This window comes from Streptomyces sp. ERV7, from assembly GCF_001653515.1.
Lineage (GTDB): Bacteria > Actinomycetota > Actinomycetes > Streptomycetales > Streptomycetaceae > Streptomyces.
In genome coordinates this window covers 1-14,573 of the sequence record NZ_LYOY01000041.1, presented here as the reverse complement: position 1 = coordinate 14,573, position 14,573 = coordinate 1, and the positions used below count along the sequence as shown (strand labels likewise).

Genomic DNA, 14,573 nt, shown 5'->3' with positions numbered 1-14,573 from the left:
GCCCCATGCACACCGCGCCATCGACACACAACGGCAAGAGGGAGAGAAGGACATGACCCACAGCGCAGACGCACAGCCGATCGACCGCGAGCACGTCATGGAGCTCATCACCACCGTGCTCGCCGAACGCCCCCATCTGCCCGACCGGCTCAGCGAGACCACCACACTCGACGAGATAGGGATGGACTCGCTCGACCTGATCGTCGTCCTCTCCCGCTTCGAGGAGAAGTGGGGCGTGCCCTACAGCGGCGAGGAGACCGACGGCACGGCCTTCGACAACCTGGGGCACCTGGCCGACACCCTGGTGGCCCGCGCGCGGACCGCCGGGCGAGAGCTGCGATGACCGCCACCACGACCCCGCGGTTCGACCAGCTGGGGGCGCTGGGGTGGCAGGACCGGGCGCTGGACGGGCTCAACTGCGTACTGCGCTGTGTCGAGTCCGTCCTGCACTTCCGGGGTCTGGACCCCCTGGCCGTCGCCCGCGCCCTCAACGGCCCGCTCGACCCGGTGGGCCGCGACCTGGCGAAGGACTTCGACGGCTGCCGGGTGGACTACCGCACCGAGTTCGACGACGGCGGCCGCAATGTGCCGTTCGTCCTGGAGCGCCTCGGCGCGGGCGAGCCGGTGATGGTGCTGCCGGACCGCTTCCACCTCCCCGGCGACGTGTACGAGGGCCGCTTCCACTTCCACGACCACGCGGTGCTGGCGGTGGACTGGTCCTCGCCGGAGAGCGTGATGACCGTCCTGGACACCGACGCCGACCCGGCCCACGGCTTCCGCCGACGCTGGACGCTGACGCCCGGACTGCGGGCCCTGTTCACCTGGGTGGGCACGGTCACGGTCACCGACGCGCCGGACCACCGCGACCCGCAGGAGTACTTCGCCGAACGGCTGCACCGCGACACCGCGCTGCTCTCGGTGGGCGCGGACGCCCTCGGCACCCTCCTCGACGAACTCGCCGAGGCCGGGCTCGGCGCGGTGACGGCCAGAGCCCTGCACGTGCTGGTCCTCGGCGACATCCAGCCCCAGCTGTTCATCTACGCCAACGCGCTCGCCGTGGCCCCCGCACCCGGCGAACCGCTCGCCCTCTCCCCTGAGTTGACGGTAGTGCGCAGAGCCGCACTCGATGCCCGGGTGCACGCCAAGCGGCTCGGTATCGCGCTGATCGCGGCGCACGAGAAGCCGGACCCGCTCGCGGTGTACCCCCGCGTCCTGGAGCTGGCCCGTCCGCTGCGCACCGCGCTCGACCGGCTGCGCGAGGCCCTGGTCGCCGCGGGCGGCCGGGAGGGACCGGCCGACCCCGGCGCGGCCGACCGGCTGCGCGCGCGGTTCGCGCAGATCGAGAGCACCTGCTTTCCCGTACGCGAGGAAGCGGCGCCATGAGCGCCCAGGTGGCCCTGGTGACCGGGGGTTCCGGCCCGCTGGGGCGGGCGATCGCCCACTCCCTGGCCCTGGCGGGCTACGCCGTGGGGGTGCACGCGCACCGCAACGAGGAGGCCGCGGCGGCCGTGGTCGACGATCTGCGCGCGGCGGGCGCCGAGGCGCTCGCCCTCACCGCCGACCTGTCCCGTCCGCACAGCGGCGAGCTGGTGGTGGGGCGGGTCGTGGAGGAGTTCGGCCGGCTCGACGCGCTCGTGGTCAACGCCGGGGTCCACCACGACCGGCTGCTCCTGAACGTGGCCGAGGACGAGTGGGAGGACCAGCTCGCGGTCAATCTCAGCGGCGCGTTCCGCTGTCTGCGGGCCGGGGTGAAGACCATGACAGGGCACGGCGGCGGGCGGATCGTCCTCGTCTCGTCGGTGGCGGGACTGCGCGGACAGCCGGGCCAGGCGGCGTACGCGGCCACCAAGTCCGGCCTGCACGGCCTGGCCTGGACGACGGCGAGGGAGTACGGCCGGTACGGCATCACCTGCAACTGCGTGGCCCCCGGACTGATCGCCGACACCCCCGCCTACCACGGCCTGAACGCGAGGGCGCGGGACGGCGTGCTGGAGCGCACCCCGCTCGGACGGGCGGGCCGGGTCGACGAGATCGCCTCGGTGGTGGCCTTCCTCTGTTCTCCCCCGGCGTCCTATGTCACCGGGCAAGTGATCGCGGTGGACGGCGGGTTGACGGCATGAGGACGACCGACGAGCAGGAGGACATGTGACCGAGCGAGTGTTGTTCTTCCCCTGGGGCTGGGGCGGCGGGGCGGCCTACACCGGCCGGTGTCTCGCCCTGGCCTCGGCGCTGGCCCAGGCGGGCGACGAGGTGGCGTTCGCGGACTGCGGCATCAACGCCATGGTGCGCGAGGCGGGGTTCCCGGTCCTGGACTCCGAGCCGGAGGCGCCGCGCCCGCCCGACCGGCACCCGATGCCCCCGTATCTGCCCTTCGCGGACGTGGAGCGGGTGTTCGCGGTGGCCGCGACCTACCACCGCGTCGAGCGGGTCCGCAGCCGGGTCGCCGCCGACGCCCGCCTGATCGAGGCGTACCGGCCGACCCTCGTCGTCATCGACATGTGCCCGACGGCGGCCCTCGCCGCCCGGGCGGCGGGCATCCCCGTGGTCTCCCTCGCGGACGCGGACTTCATCACCCCGCGGGCGAACGGCTGGATGCCGTGGTCCACGGTCGCGCCGCGCGACCTGCTGCCGCACCCGTCGAGCCTGCCGGTGTGGGACCGCCTCTCGCGCGAGCTGGGGCTCGGCCCGGTGGAGCGCGCCGAGCACCTGCTGTGGGGCGAGGTCACCCTGGTGTCCAGCCTGCCCGCCCTGGAACCGGTCGACGGGCCGCCGCACCGGGGCGCACTGCACTTCGTCGGACCGATGTACTGGAACCCGGCCGTGGCCTCCGACGCCCCCGCTCCCCCGCCCACCGACCGGCCCAAGGTGTACGTCACCATCGGCAGCGGCGGCACGGTGGGCCGCCAGGCCCTGCAGAACGTCCTGGACGCCTGCGCCGACCAGCCGTGGAGCGTGTACGTCTCCAGCGGCTTCGCCTTCGAGGGCGGCCTGGACGTGCCCGACAACGTCGTGGTGGCGGGCTTCACCGGCCTGGACACACCACTGGAGTGGGCGGACGTGGTGGTCGACCACGGCGGCTCGGCCACGGTCCTCGCCACCCTGCTGCACGGCAAACCGCAGGTCGTGATGCCGTTCATGTCCGAACAGGAGATGAACGGACGGCAGTTGGTCGAGGACGCCGGAGCCGGGGTGCTGCTGCGGACCAGTGAGACCACCCCGTACGGCCGGCTGGCCTTCAGCGACCGCTACTCCGGCCCGTCCGACCAGCCCTGTGTGCGCACCGACGACATACGCAAGGGCATCGCCGAGGTGCTCGGCGACCCCGCCTTCACCTCACGGGCCGCGCACTGGGGTGCCCGGCTGCGCGAGTGCCGGGAGACGACGGACCTGGTGGCCCTGGCCCACTCCGCCCTCCCGCAGGTGACGGAGGCGGGCCGATGAGCACGGGGATGGTCGTGGGAGTGGTGGGCTGCGGTCAGATCGGCGCGATGTACGCCGACCACCTCGACGCCCTGGGCCCCTACCGGGTGGTCTGCGTGGACGCGGACCGCGCCCGCGCCGAGAAACTCGCCCAGGACGTGTCGTCGCGGACCGTCGCCGATTCGGTCCAGGAGCTGGTGTCCAGCGGCTGTGACGCGGCGCTGGTGACGGCCGCCACCACGAGCCACCCGGAGCTGGTGGGCGCGCTCATCGACGCCGGTATACCGACGCTGTGCGAGAAACCCCTGACCATCGACCTCGCCCGGACCGAGGAACTGGGTGTCAGGGCCGAGGAGCGCGGTGTGCCGCTGTGGGTGGGTTTCCAGCGCCACTTCGACCCGGGCCTCGCCGATCTGCGCACCCGTACGGCGGGCGGGGAGCTGGGCCGTGTGCAGTTGCTCCGGCTGGTCTCGCACGATGTGTCGATGCCGCCCCTCGCGCGGCTGCGCGAAAGCGGCTCGATCTTCACCGACCTCATGCTCCACGACTTCGACATGGTGCGGTGGCTCACCGGGCGCCGGATCGTCCAGGTCGTCGCGGACGGCTCGGCGCTGTCCGGCCCCGGGCTCGCGGACATCGGTGACTTCGACACGGTCACCGCGACCGTCCGCCTCGACGACGGCACGCTCGCCGCGCTCTCGGCGGGCCGCTGGCAGCCCGTGGGGTACGACGTACGGGCCGAAGTCCTGGGCGAGAAAGGCAATCTGGAGGCCGGGCTGACCCGCGCGGAGCCACCCGGGACGGGCAGTGTGCCCACCGCGCGGTTCCGCGGGTACTGGGACCGGTTCGCCACCGCCTACCGGGAACAGGTGCGGGCCTTCCTGGCCGAGGCAGCGGGCGGTCCCGCCACCCCGAGCGCGGGCGGCTGGCGCGACTCGTACGAGGCACTGCGCTGCGCACTGGCGGCGGAGCGGTCGGCCAGAACCGGTTCCGTCCCGGTGACGCTCTGACACCCCCAGGGGCCACGTGGCCAACCCCCTCTCGCTAGGCCGCCGCTCACCAACCGAGGAAGAAGAGGGCACCCGTCATGTCCGGTCCCGCCACCCTGGCGACCGAGTCCGTCCGCGAACGGGACTTCCGGCTGCTGTGGATCGGCAGCGGCATCAGCCAGCTGTGCGGGATGTCGACGGTGGTCGCCTTCCCGCTGCTCGCCGCCCAGAGCCTGGGGGCCTCGGTCGGCGAGGTCGGTCTGATCACGGCGGCCGGGTATCTGCCCTGGCTGATCCTCACCCTGCCCGCCGGGGTGTACAGCGGGCGGCTGCCCCCGAGGACCATGCTGCTGCTCGCCGACCTCGGCCGTGCGGCGATCGTCACCATGGTGCCGATCCTCGCCGCGACCGGGCACCTCGCCCTGTGGCACCTCTATATGTCCAATGTGCTGGTCAGTTGTGCGACGGTGTTCTACGAGATCGTGTATCTGTCCATGCCACCGCGGATGCTGCCGAAGGACAAACTCGTCTACGGCAACATCCGCCTCCAGATCGCCCGCGCCGTCTCGCTCGCCTTCGGGCCGACGCTGGCGGGCTTCACCGTGCAGCTGCTCGGCCCCGAGCACGCTCCGCTGCTCAACTCAGCGGGCTTCGGCGCGTCCGTGACGTGCAACCTCCTCATGCGCTCCCGCATCGAGGCCGCCTCCTCGTCGTCCGGCGCCAAGGGGATGTGGGCCGAACTGTCGGAGGCCGTAAGGTTCGTGACCCGGCGGCCCGTCATCCTGGCCTCGATCGCGGGCTCGGCCGTCGGCAACTGCTGCTTCGCCGCGTACGAGGCCCTCGTCGTCATCTTCCTGGCCGACGACGTCGGGGTGGCCCCGGGCACCCTGGGAATGCTGCTCGGGTCGGTGGGCATCGGCGGTCTCATCGGGGCGTTCAGCGCGGGCCGCGTCAGCCGCCGCCTCGGCACGGCACGCGCGGTGTGGATCCCCGCGGCCGTGCTCGCACCGGCGGGACTGCTCCTGCCGCTGACCCGGCCGGGCTCCGGGCTGTTCCTCTTCTTCAGCGGCGCGCTGCTCTTCCACGCCGGCTTCTCCGTGTTCACGGTCGGCCAGGCCACCCTCGTCCAACTGCTGACACCGCCCGAGCTGCTGCAACGGACCGTCGCCTGCGTCCGGTTCATCAGCCGCGGCATGCTCTTCTTCGGCGGCCTCGTCGGCGGCGGCCTGGGCAGCCTCTTCGGCCCGAGGGCCGGGCTGGCCGTCGTGATGTTCCTCTGGCTCAGCGCCCCGCTCATCGCCGCGTCCTCGCGACTGCGGTACTGGCGGGACATACCTACCGTGGAGTGACCACATGTCCGAAACGATCGACATCGTCATCACGACCATCGGCTCCGGCTCGTTCCTGGAGCACTACGCCGACACCCTCGCCGAAACCGGCGCCCGGCTCGTCGTCATACCCGACAGGAAAACCCCCAGGGCGTTCTACGAGGCCTGCGAGAAGGCCCGGAGCCGCGGCGCCACCGTCGTCTCCCCCGATGTGGAGGAGCAGGACCGGCTGCTCGCCCGACTCGGTGTGCCCGACCTGATCCCGTACGACTCCGACAACCGCCGCAACATCGGCTATCTGCTGTCCTACCTCAACGGCAGCGCGATGGCCGTCTCCATGGACGACGACAACCTGCCGATCGACAGCCCCTTCTTCGACGAGCACCGCGTGGTGCTGCAAGGCCCGGTGCGCCACCGTGTGGTGTCGGCCGACAACGGCTGGTTCAACGCCTGCGACCTGCTGGAAGTGGACCCCTGCCGGGTCTTCCCGCGCGGCTTCCCGTACGGCCCCCGCGCGGCTGCGACCGAGGTCACCAGCACCGAAGAGGTGGCCGACGTGCGCGTCAACGCCGGGCTGTGGCTGGACGATCCCGATGTGGACGCGGTGACGCGGCTCGCGGTCCGGCCCCGGGTGACCGCCTACAACGGCCAACCCGCCGTACTGGCCAGGGACACCTGGTGCCCGGTCAACTCCCAGAACACCGCGGTGCACCACGACGCCCTGCCCGCCTACTACTTCCTGCGGATGGGCCAGCCCATCGGCGGGGCCGCGGTGGAGCGCTTCGGTGACATCTTCAGCGGATACTTCGTCGCCGCCTGCGCCAAACACCTCGGCCACTCGGTCCGCTTCGGCGGCCCGCTCGTCAACCACGAGCGCAACGAGCACGACCTGCTCAACGACCTCTCCATCGAGCTGCCCGCGATCCGTTTCATGGACGAACTCCTTGCCTGGCTGACGGAGTTCGAGCTCCAGGGCAGCGACTACCGCGAGGCCTACGCCTCCCTCAGCCACGGCCTGGAGGACTTCGCCGAACAGGCGCGGGGCGGGGCCTGGTCCCAGGAGGCCAGGGCCTTCCTGCACCGCAGCGCCTACCTCATGCGCACCTGGCTGAGCGCTGTGGGCCGTGTCGACGGCGGCTGAGAAGGACGAGGTCCGGCGCGGGGATCCTTCGGGATCCCCGCGCCGGACCTCCTTCAACCGCTCAGCCCTTCGCCAGGATGGCCTCGACCGTCTCCTCCAGGGTCAGGTCGGAGCTGTCGAACCACGTCCCCTCACCGTCGAGTTCACCGCGCAGCGCGTCGTCCAGGAACGACCAGTCGTCCGCCAGGACCTTGTCCCGTTCGGCGACCCGCCGGGAGACGACCCCGGCCGCCGGGGCCAGGACGATCAGCCGCAGCGGCAGGTCCTTCAACTGCTCCCGGTAGAACTCCAGATGGGCCCGCCGGACCACCACGTCGTCGATGACCGCGACCACCCCCGCGGCATGGAAACTGCGCGCCAGCACCGACGCGTTGCGGGCCCGCAGCAGCAGTTGGCGATCCGCCTCCAGGTCCTCCTCCGGCGAGGGCAGATGCCCGCCCGCGACGATGAGGTCCTGGAGGTGATCGCCCTCGATGTGCGCGCCGAGGGGGAACCGGCGGGCCAGAGCCGCCGACACCGAACTCTTCCCGGACCCGGGAATGCCGATGACGAGAAATACGGCGGAGGCGGGTTCGGTATCAACGATCTGGCCCTGGAAGGAGGTTTCCGGCATGCTTCCTCTACTCCTTTATCGCGTTATCGGCCAACGGCCCGTACGACGGTCCGAAATTGCCAGCGCAGCGATCGTAGCAACTACTGACGATCTGTCCGATCCCCCTTTACGGAACCAGGGAGTTCCCATGCCTCTCACCTCTTCGGTGCCACCGCCCCCGCCGTGGTTGCTGATGTTTTCCGCCGCCGACCGGGCCGCGTTGACGGATACGGCGCGAACGGCCGCCCAATTGCTGGCCGATGGCTCCCCGCCCGAAGCGGTGGTGCCCCTTTCGCGCGGGGACGGGGTGGAGCGCCTGGCGGTCGCGGCCGCCGATCCGGCGGGCCTGATCGAGGGTCTCTCGTTCTTCGCCGACGGGCTGGCCAGTCCGCGCTGGACATCGGGACGGGCCGACGGCGCCGCCTCCCGGACCGCCTGGTGCTTCGGCGGCCACGGCAGCCAGTGGCCGGGCATGGGCCGCGCCCTGCTCGACTGGTCGCCGGAGGCGGCCGGGGTGCTGACCGAACTCGACGCACTGCTGCCGGGCGGAGTCGTCGCACCGCTGATGAGCGCGGCCGACGGGGAGCTCGGCCCGCCGGACACCACACAGCCGCTCATCTTCGCCGTCCAGGTCGCCACCGCCCACTGGCTGCTTTCCCTGGGCCTGCGCCCGGAGGCGGTCGTCGGGCACAGCCTCGGCGAGGTCGCCGCCGCCCATGTCTCCGGTGCCCTCAGCCTCGAAGACGCGGCGCGGGTCGTGAGCGTACGTTCCGCGCTGCTCGCGAAGGCGGCGGGCGGCGGGGCGATGGCCACGGTCGGTCTCGACCGGCACACCGTCGCGCGCCGGTGCGAGGAGATCCCCGGGACGGTGGTCGTCGCCGCCCACAGCGCGCCCGGGCAGACCGTGGTCACCGGCGAGAGCGAGGCGACACGGGCGCTGGTGAGCGCGCTGGAGGCCGAGGGGGTGCGCTGCCGGCAGATCCGTATCAACGCGGCGTCGCACAGCCCGTTCGTCGACAGCGTGCTGCCCGCGCTCCGCGCCGAGCTGGCCGATCTCGCCCCCATGGCGCCGCACATCCCGTGGATCTCGACGGTCGACGCCGACCCGGACCCGGCCGGGCTCGCCACCGCGGACTACTGGGCGCGCAACCTGCGCCGGCCGGTCCGCTTCACCCAGGCGGTGTCGGCGCTGGCCCGCCGGGGCATCCGGGCCTATGGGGAGATCGGGCCGCACCCCGTCCTGACCCCGCCGATCCGCGAGACCCTGCGGGCCGAGGGGGTCGACGATCCGCTGGTCATCGCCTCCGGCCACCGGGCGACCCCCGAGCCGGTCTCGCTGCTGCGCCTGCTGGGGGCGCTGTGGTGCCGGGGCCTTGAGCTCCCCTCCATCGACCGCATCGCCGCCCCCGACCGAGGATGAGAAGGCCCATGCCCGCAGCCACCCCCGCCCTTGACCCGTCGGCCACCGTGCTCGTCGCGGGCTCGTCCGGACTCGTGGGATCCGCCGTTCTGCGCCGCCTCCGGGCCGAGGGGTTCACCTCCGTCGTCGGCATCCGCTCCTCGGACGTGGACCTCACCGACGCCCCGGCCACGCTCGACTACGTCACCTCGCTCCGGCCCGCCGTGGTGATCGACGCGGCGGCGCGCGTCGGCGGCATCGCCGCCAATGACGCCGAACCCGTGGAGTTCCTCAACGACAACCTCCGCATCCAGACCAATCTGTTCGCCGCGGCACACGCGGCGGATGTGGACCGCCTGCTGTTCCTCGGCTCCTCCTGCATCTACCCCAGGCACAGCCCCCAGCCGATCCCGGAGTCCGCGCTGCTCACCGGCCCGCTGGAGGAGACCAACGACGCCTACGCCATCGCGAAGATCGCGGGGCTGGTCGCGGTGCGTTCGTACCGCAGGCAGTACGGCCGCCGGTGGATCTCGGCCATGCCGACCAATGTGTACGGTCCCGGCGACTCCTTCCACCCCACCCGCTCGCACGTCCTGCCCGCGCTGATCCGCCGCTTCCACGAGGCGGTCGGCTCCGGCGCCGAGGACGTCGTCGTCTGGGGCAGCGGCACGCCACGGCGGGAGTTCATCCACGCCGACGACCTGGCGGCGGCGTGTCTGCATCTGCTGGAGCACTGCGACGACCCGTCGCCGGTCAACATCGGTGTCGGCGAGGACCTCACGATCGCGGACCTCGTCGCCCTCGTGGCCGAGGCGACCGGCTTCACCGGCCGCGTCACCTGGGACGCGAGCAGGCCGGACGGAACCCCGCGCAAGCTGCTCGACGTCTCACGGCTGCTGGCCACCGGCTGGAAGCCGCGGATCGGCCTTGCGGAGGGCGTACGGAGCACGGTGCGCTGGTACGCCGACAACCAGGCCGCGGCGGACGGGCGTTCTGGTGCCCACTGACCTGCCTCAGTCCGCTGCCGGGCCGGCGCCGCGCCGGACGAAGACCCCGCGGTCCAGGACGACCCTGCCGTGGGAGCGCACATCGAAGAGCGCGCGCTCGCCGCGCTCCCAGATCCGTACGGTGAGGTCCTGGCCCGGAAAGACCGGCGAGGTGAAGCACGACGACATCGTCCCGAACCGGGCCGGGTCGCTCCCGCAGAGCGTGTGCAGCAGGGCCCGGCCCGCGAAGCCGAACGTGCAGAGCCCGTGCAGCAGTGGCCGGCGAAAGCCCAGACGGGCAGCGATCGCGGGGTCGGAGTGCAGCGGGTTCGGGTCACCGCTGAGCCGGTACAGCAGAGCCTGGTTGGGGGCGGTGCGGTACTCCACGCAGTGATCGGGATCCCCCTCGGGGCGCTCCCACGGCTCGTCCTCGCCCGGCTCGCCGCCGAATCCGCCTTCGCGCCTGATGGTCAGTCCGGTGCGTACGTCGGCGAACGGCCGGCCCGTGGCGGGGTCCACGCAGGTGGACTCGATCACCGCGAGCGCGTTCCTCCCCCGGTCCCGCAGCGCGGTCAGCCGCGAGGTCGTGGCCGCGGCGCCCGCGACGGGAAGCGGACCGTAGAGCGTCAGGGACTGCTGGGTGTGCAGCAGTTGCGACACGTCGAAGTCCCCCAGGACGGGCTCGGTGTGCCGGGAGACGAGGGTGACCGCGAAGGTCGGCAGCACCGAGGGCGCGACTCCCCCGGAATTCTCCGTGGTGAACTCCAGCTCGCGGCCCGGGTCGTCACCGCCCGCGCCCACTCCGAGTGCGTAAAGGGAGGTGTCCGAGAACGTCCACCGCCGGGTCCCGGAATCCCAGGTCCGCCCGACGAGATCGTGAGAGAGCGCCATCACTCGGCTCCAATGACTACGTATATCCGAAACCATCGAGAGGGGATGGAGAAAATGATTCGCGTACTGTTGGTCGACGCAGGTGGAATTCTGTTCAACAACATCAATGAGGAGACCTCCTTCATACCGGACATCGCACGCCGCTACGCCGTGGACGAGTCCCGTCTGCTCGCTGCCGTACTGTCATCGGCCCATGCGTACGAGAGCGGCGCCAGCCATGCGTACGACGTCCTGCGCGGTCTCCTGGAGGAGGCGGGCAGCCCCTTCGCGGACACCTTCGACGGGGAGTGGGTGGACCGTCTGTACGCCACCCACGTCCGCTGCTACCGCTCCAACGCGGTGGAGCTGGCCGAGGTGGCCCGCGCCCATCCGGAGCTCACCCTGGTCCTGGCCAACAACGAGGCGGAGCACTGGGACCATCTCAAGAACCGACACCACGACCACTACCGGCTGTTCGACCACCTGTGCTCGTCGTGGCGCGTGGGCCAGGTCAAACCCTCCGCCGAGTACTTCGCCGAGACACTGGCCCGCTGCGGGGCCGATCCGCGCGAGACACTGATGATCGACGACCGCACGACCGTGATCGCGGCCGCGCGGGACCTCGGTATGCGCACCCTGCATGTGAGCAGCCCCGAGGTGCTGCGCACCCACCTGAGGGAGACCGTGGAGAACCTGGTGCCGTCGGCAAGGAACTGACCAACCCCCTCAGAACTCACTGACCCCGGCGTCCACGGCCATCGCGTGCGCGGTGACATGACGGGAGGCGTCGGACACCAGGAACAGCACCGCGTTGGCCACGTCCTCGACCGAAATACCCTCCACCGGCTGCATATTGACCAGCATGCCGCGCAGCCGCGGATCGGCCATGCTCGCCTTGGCGACCTGGGTGAGCATGGCCCGGCTGCCCATCGCGGTGTCGACACCGGTCGGGTGCACACTGTTCACCCGGATCCCGAACCGCGCGAGCTCGGCGGCGAAGGCCTTCGCCATCCCGCGCACCGCGAACTTGCTGGTCGTGTACGGAATCATGAACGGCTGCACCTTCAGGCCGGCCGAGGAGCTCATCAGCACGATGGAGCCGCCGCCCGCCGTCACCAGATGGGGCGCGGTCGCCATCACGGTGTTCCACGTACCGGTGACGTTGACGTCCATGGTGTCGCGAAAGATCTCCTCGGTGACCTCGTCCCAGGCGCGGGGTATACAGATGCCGGCGTTGGCCACGACGGCGTCGAGCCGCCCCAGTTCCTCCACGGCGCCGTCGACCTCATCGCGCAGAACGGCGAGGTCACGGACGTCGGCGACCAGGGGGACGATCCGCTGCCCGGACTCCTTCGCGAGGGCGACGGTGGTGTCGAGGTCGGTCGGCTCCGGCGAGGCGTAGGCCACGCCGGGCAGGGTCGCGCACAGGTCGACGGCGATCACGTCGGCACCCTCGCCCGCCATACGCAGGACGTGCTCACGGCCCTGGCCACGGGCCGCACCCGTCACCAGAACAACCTTGCCCCGCATCAGTCCACTCACGTACATGTCCTTTCCCCACGGGTTCGATCTGATCCACGCTAGCGAGGCGGGCACCATTGTTCACGGTGTCCAGGTGGGCCAACCCGGCCTGGTCGGACGGCATTTGTCGTACGGGGCCGAGCCGATAGGATCGAAAACACCACCTCGCCTCTCTCGCCCCGCATCCCGCTGCTCACCCGACTCCGCAATGACGCCATCGGCTCGCACCCCGTCGTGACGAGCCGTACGAGGGGGATCGTTGAACGGACAAGCGCCTGCGGCTCCTCGCCTCGGCCCGGCACGGCCGTTGCCGCCCCTACTCTCTCCGTCCCGGCCATCGCCCCGGCCGTTGCCCGAGCACCTCGGCGCCGCCGTGGACCGCGCGCTCGCCCGCCCCGCACCCCAGCAGCCGCAGTGGCCCGACCCCGAGGCCGTACGCGGGGTGCGGGCCGTGCTGGAGGGGGTGGCGCCGGTGGTGACCGCTGAGGAGGTGGACCGGCTGCGGGCCCACCTCGCCTCGGTGGCGGGTGGCACGGCGTTCCTGCTCCAGGGCGGCGACTGCGCGGAAACCTTCGCCGAGACCACCGAGCGCTCGATCGCGGGCACCGTCGACACGCTGCACCGCATGGCATCGACACTCACCTCGATGGCCGGACTGCCGGTGGTGAGGGTCGGCAGGCTCGCCGGCCAGTACGCCAAACCCCGCTCCTCCCCCACGGACGCGCTGGGCCTCCCGGCGTACCGGGGCGACATCGTCAACGGCCGCGAGGCGACCGCCGGGGCCCGCGCCCCCGACCCCCGCCGTATGCTCCGCGCCTATGTCAACTCCGCGTCCGCGATGGCAGTGATACGCGCGCTGCACGCGACCGGGACAGTCGTCCCGGGGGGCGCGGACACCGGCTTCTTCACCAGCCACGAGGCCCTGCTGCTCGACTACGAGCGGGCGATGCTCCGGGTGGTGGACGGCCACGAGCGCGGCGAGCCGAAACCGTACGACCTCTCGGCGCACTTCCTGTGGATCGGTGAGCGCACCCGCCGACCCGACGGCGCGCACCTCGCGTTCGCCGAGCTCCTCGCCAACCCGATCGGCGTCAAGATAGGCCCGACGACCACTCCGGAGCAGGCCGTCGAGTACGTCGAACGCCTCGACCCGTACGACGAGCCCGGCCGGCTGACCCTGATCAGCCGGATGGGCAGCGGGGAGGTGCGGCGCGTGCTGCCGCCGATCGTGGAGAAGGTCGCCGCCTCCGGGCACGCGGTCGTCTGGCAGTGCGACCCGATGCACGGCAATACGGTGCAGACCCGCACCGGCTACAAGACCCGCCACTTCGACCAAGTCCTGGACGAGGTGCGCGGCTTCGTCGAGGTGCACCGCGCTCTGGGCACCCACCCCGGCGGCCTGCACGTGGAGCTGACAGGCGCCGACGTCACGGAGTGCCTCGGCGGCCCCCAGCACCTCTCCACCACGGACCTCCCCCACCGCTACACCACGGCCTGCGACCCCCGCCTGAACCGCACCCAGGCCCTCGAACTGGCCTCGCTGACGGCGGAGATACTGCGACCGCGCTGATCGAGTGGGTGCCCGCCACGCCGTTGACCACAGGAAGACATCCTGCGGTCAACGGCGCTTGCCTGCCCATGACTTGTCCCGCCCCGATACGTACCCGAGGTGGGCCAGGGCCCCCAGCGCGGCGCCGAGGAGCGGTGCCGTGAGATAGGCCCACAGTGCGGTGGTGGTCCCCGAGAGTGCCGCGGGGCCGAGTTGGCGGGCCGGGTTGGCCGCTCCGCCGCTCACCGGGCCGAGCAGCGCGATGATCAGGCCGACCACCAGCCCCACCGCGTACGGCATCGGCCGGGCAAGGGCGGGGTGGGTGACGAAGAAGCCGATGAGCAGGGCGATCGCAGCGAAACTCGCCGCCTCCAGGGCGAACACCGCCGCGGAGGACCGGCCGGGCGCCGGGCGGGCCAGCCCGTCACTGAGAGCCGCCGACTGAAGCACCGGCCCCCACACCAGCCGGGCCAGCGCGGTCCCGGCCAGCCCTCCGAGCAACTGGCCGACGGCGTACGGGAGTACAGCGCGTCCAGGGAACGCGCGCATCAGCCACAGGGTCACACTCACGGCCGGATTGAGGTGCGCGCCGGACCGGCGGCCCGGCGGGCTCAGGATCAGCCCCACCAGCAGCACCGCGACCAGCGCCCCGACGGCGCCCAGCGCGAGGTGCAGATCGGCGATGAAGACGGGCGAGGCCGGATCGAGCAGCCAGCGCACCATCGTCACCACGAAAAACATCATGACGGCGGTGAGCGCGCACTCCACCGCGGCACCC

Annotated in this window: 15 protein-coding genes; 11 read left to right on the top strand and 4 right to left on the bottom strand. The window is 71.8% G+C overall.

Annotated features, from left to right (window positions below; genetic code table 11):
* The first annotated feature begins 52 nt into the window (after positions 1–52).
* From A8W25_RS22610 to A8W25_RS22580, 7 genes are all read left to right on the top strand, one after another.
* Positions 53–343 (top strand): acyl carrier protein, encoded by a 291-nt coding sequence (locus A8W25_RS22610; RefSeq protein ID WP_067164398.1) that lies wholly within the window; start codon positions 53–55, stop codon positions 341–343.
* Positions 340–1,383, top strand: coding sequence for a hypothetical protein (locus tag A8W25_RS22605; RefSeq protein WP_067164396.1), 1,044 nt, complete (start codon positions 340–342; stop codon positions 1,381–1,383). Before A8W25_RS22610 ends, A8W25_RS22605 begins: the two co-directional genes overlap by 4 nt.
* Positions 1,380–2,120: a 3-oxoacyl-ACP reductase FabG gene (gene fabG / locus A8W25_RS22600; protein ID WP_067164394.1), complete on the top strand. Its 741-nt coding sequence runs from the start codon at positions 1,380–1,382 to the stop codon at positions 2,118–2,120. Before A8W25_RS22605 ends, fabG begins: the two co-directional genes overlap by 4 nt.
* A 25-nt stretch (positions 2,121–2,145) precedes the next feature.
* Positions 2,146–3,441: a glycosyltransferase gene (locus tag A8W25_RS22595; RefSeq protein ID WP_067164393.1), complete on the top strand. Its 1,296-nt coding sequence runs from the start codon at positions 2,146–2,148 to the stop codon at positions 3,439–3,441.
* The gene (locus A8W25_RS22590; protein ID WP_079126310.1) at positions 3,438–4,430 is read left to right on the top strand and encodes a Gfo/Idh/MocA family oxidoreductase; all 993 of its coding nucleotides are present in this window, start codon (positions 3,438–3,440) and stop codon (positions 4,428–4,430) included. The genes A8W25_RS22595 and A8W25_RS22590 overlap by 4 nt, the downstream gene beginning before the upstream one ends.
* Before the next feature lie 77 nt (positions 4,431–4,507).
* Positions 4,508–5,758, top strand: coding sequence for an MFS transporter (locus A8W25_RS22585; protein WP_067164391.1), 1,251 nt, complete (start codon positions 4,508–4,510; stop codon positions 5,756–5,758).
* 4 nt (positions 5,759–5,762) lie between these two features.
* Entirely contained in the window at positions 5,763–6,878 is a 1,116-nt protein-coding gene (locus tag A8W25_RS22580; protein ID WP_067164389.1) for a hypothetical protein, read from the top strand.
* A gap of 61 nt (positions 6,879–6,939) precedes the next feature.
* Here the strand turns inward: A8W25_RS22580 and A8W25_RS22575 are convergent, their stop codons facing one another.
* Positions 6,940–7,491, bottom strand: coding sequence for an AAA family ATPase (locus A8W25_RS22575; protein ID WP_067164383.1), 552 nt, complete (start codon positions 7,489–7,491; stop codon positions 6,940–6,942).
* Between the two features lie 127 nt (positions 7,492–7,618).
* Between A8W25_RS22575 and A8W25_RS22570 the strand changes: the two genes are divergently transcribed.
* Together A8W25_RS22570 and A8W25_RS22565 are read left to right on the top strand one after the other, a co-directional pair.
* Positions 7,619–8,890, top strand: a complete 1,272-nt coding sequence (locus A8W25_RS22570) for an acyltransferase domain-containing protein (protein WP_158942654.1) — start codon at positions 7,619–7,621, stop codon at positions 8,888–8,890.
* Between the two features lie 8 nt (positions 8,891–8,898).
* Entirely contained in the window at positions 8,899–9,876 is a 978-nt protein-coding gene (locus tag A8W25_RS22565; RefSeq protein ID WP_067164379.1) for a GDP-L-fucose synthase family protein, read from the top strand.
* A gap of 6 nt (positions 9,877–9,882) precedes the next feature.
* Here the strand turns inward: A8W25_RS22565 and A8W25_RS22560 are convergent, their stop codons facing one another.
* Positions 9,883–10,746 carry a MaoC/PaaZ C-terminal domain-containing protein gene (locus tag A8W25_RS22560; RefSeq protein ID WP_067164378.1) on the bottom strand — a complete coding sequence of 288 codons (864 nt, stop codon included), beginning with the start codon at positions 10,744–10,746 and terminating at the stop codon, positions 9,883–9,885.
* Positions 10,747–10,800: 54 nt separating this feature from the next.
* Here A8W25_RS22560 and A8W25_RS22555 point away from each other — a divergent pair, with 54 nt between their 5' ends.
* Complete coding sequence (locus tag A8W25_RS22555; protein ID WP_067164376.1) at positions 10,801–11,442, top strand: HAD family hydrolase; 642 nt, start codon at positions 10,801–10,803, stop codon at positions 11,440–11,442.
* Positions 11,443–11,451: 9 nt separating this feature from the next.
* Here the strand turns inward: A8W25_RS22555 and A8W25_RS22550 are convergent, their stop codons facing one another.
* Positions 11,452–12,273, bottom strand: a complete 822-nt coding sequence (locus tag A8W25_RS22550) for a mycofactocin-coupled SDR family oxidoreductase (protein WP_234386547.1) — start codon at positions 12,271–12,273, stop codon at positions 11,452–11,454.
* 322 nt (positions 12,274–12,595) lie between these two features.
* Between A8W25_RS22550 and A8W25_RS22545 the strand changes: the two genes are divergently transcribed.
* Positions 12,596–13,816 (top strand): 3-deoxy-7-phosphoheptulonate synthase, encoded by a 1,221-nt coding sequence (locus tag A8W25_RS22545; RefSeq protein WP_234386546.1) that lies wholly within the window; start codon positions 12,596–12,598, stop codon positions 13,814–13,816.
* A 48-nt stretch (positions 13,817–13,864) separates the two neighbouring features.
* On the opposite strand, the gene A8W25_RS22540 is transcribed toward A8W25_RS22545, so the two are convergent.
* Positions 13,865–14,573, bottom strand: a 709-nt coding sequence (locus tag A8W25_RS22540; protein WP_324616283.1) for an MIP/aquaporin family protein, incomplete at its 5' end; no start/stop codon positions are given.

Excerpts from the sequence above, each read along its gene's own strand:
- A8W25_RS22565 (WP_067164379.1), top strand. The coding sequence starts at position 8,899 with ATGCCCGCAGCCACCCCCGCCCTTGACCCGTCGGCCACCGTGCTCGTC.
- A8W25_RS22560 (WP_067164378.1), bottom strand. The coding sequence starts at position 10,746 with ATGGCGCTCTCTCACGATCTCGTCGGGCGGACCTGGGATTCCGGGACC.
- A8W25_RS22580 (WP_067164389.1), top strand. The coding sequence starts at position 5,763 with ATGTCCGAAACGATCGACATCGTCATCACGACCATCGGCTCCGGCTCG.
- A8W25_RS22550 (WP_234386547.1), bottom strand. The coding sequence starts at position 12,273 with ATGTACGTGAGTGGACTGATGCGGGGCAAGGTTGTTCTGGTGACGGGT.
- A8W25_RS22590 (WP_079126310.1), top strand. The coding sequence starts at position 3,438 with ATGAGCACGGGGATGGTCGTGGGAGTGGTGGGCTGCGGTCAGATCGGC.
- A8W25_RS22610 (WP_067164398.1), top strand. The coding sequence starts at position 53 with ATGACCCACAGCGCAGACGCACAGCCGATCGACCGCGAGCACGTCATG.
- fabG (WP_067164394.1), top strand. The coding sequence starts at position 1,380 with ATGAGCGCCCAGGTGGCCCTGGTGACCGGGGGTTCCGGCCCGCTGGGG.
- A8W25_RS22585 (WP_067164391.1), top strand. The coding sequence starts at position 4,508 with ATGTCCGGTCCCGCCACCCTGGCGACCGAGTCCGTCCGCGAACGGGAC.
- A8W25_RS22555 (WP_067164376.1), top strand. The coding sequence starts at position 10,801 with ATGATTCGCGTACTGTTGGTCGACGCAGGTGGAATTCTGTTCAACAAC.
- A8W25_RS22570 (WP_158942654.1), top strand. The coding sequence starts at position 7,619 with ATGCCTCTCACCTCTTCGGTGCCACCGCCCCCGCCGTGGTTGCTGATG.
- A8W25_RS22605 (WP_067164396.1), top strand. The coding sequence starts at position 340 with ATGACCGCCACCACGACCCCGCGGTTCGACCAGCTGGGGGCGCTGGGG.
- A8W25_RS22575 (WP_067164383.1), bottom strand. The coding sequence starts at position 7,491 with ATGCCGGAAACCTCCTTCCAGGGCCAGATCGTTGATACCGAACCCGCC.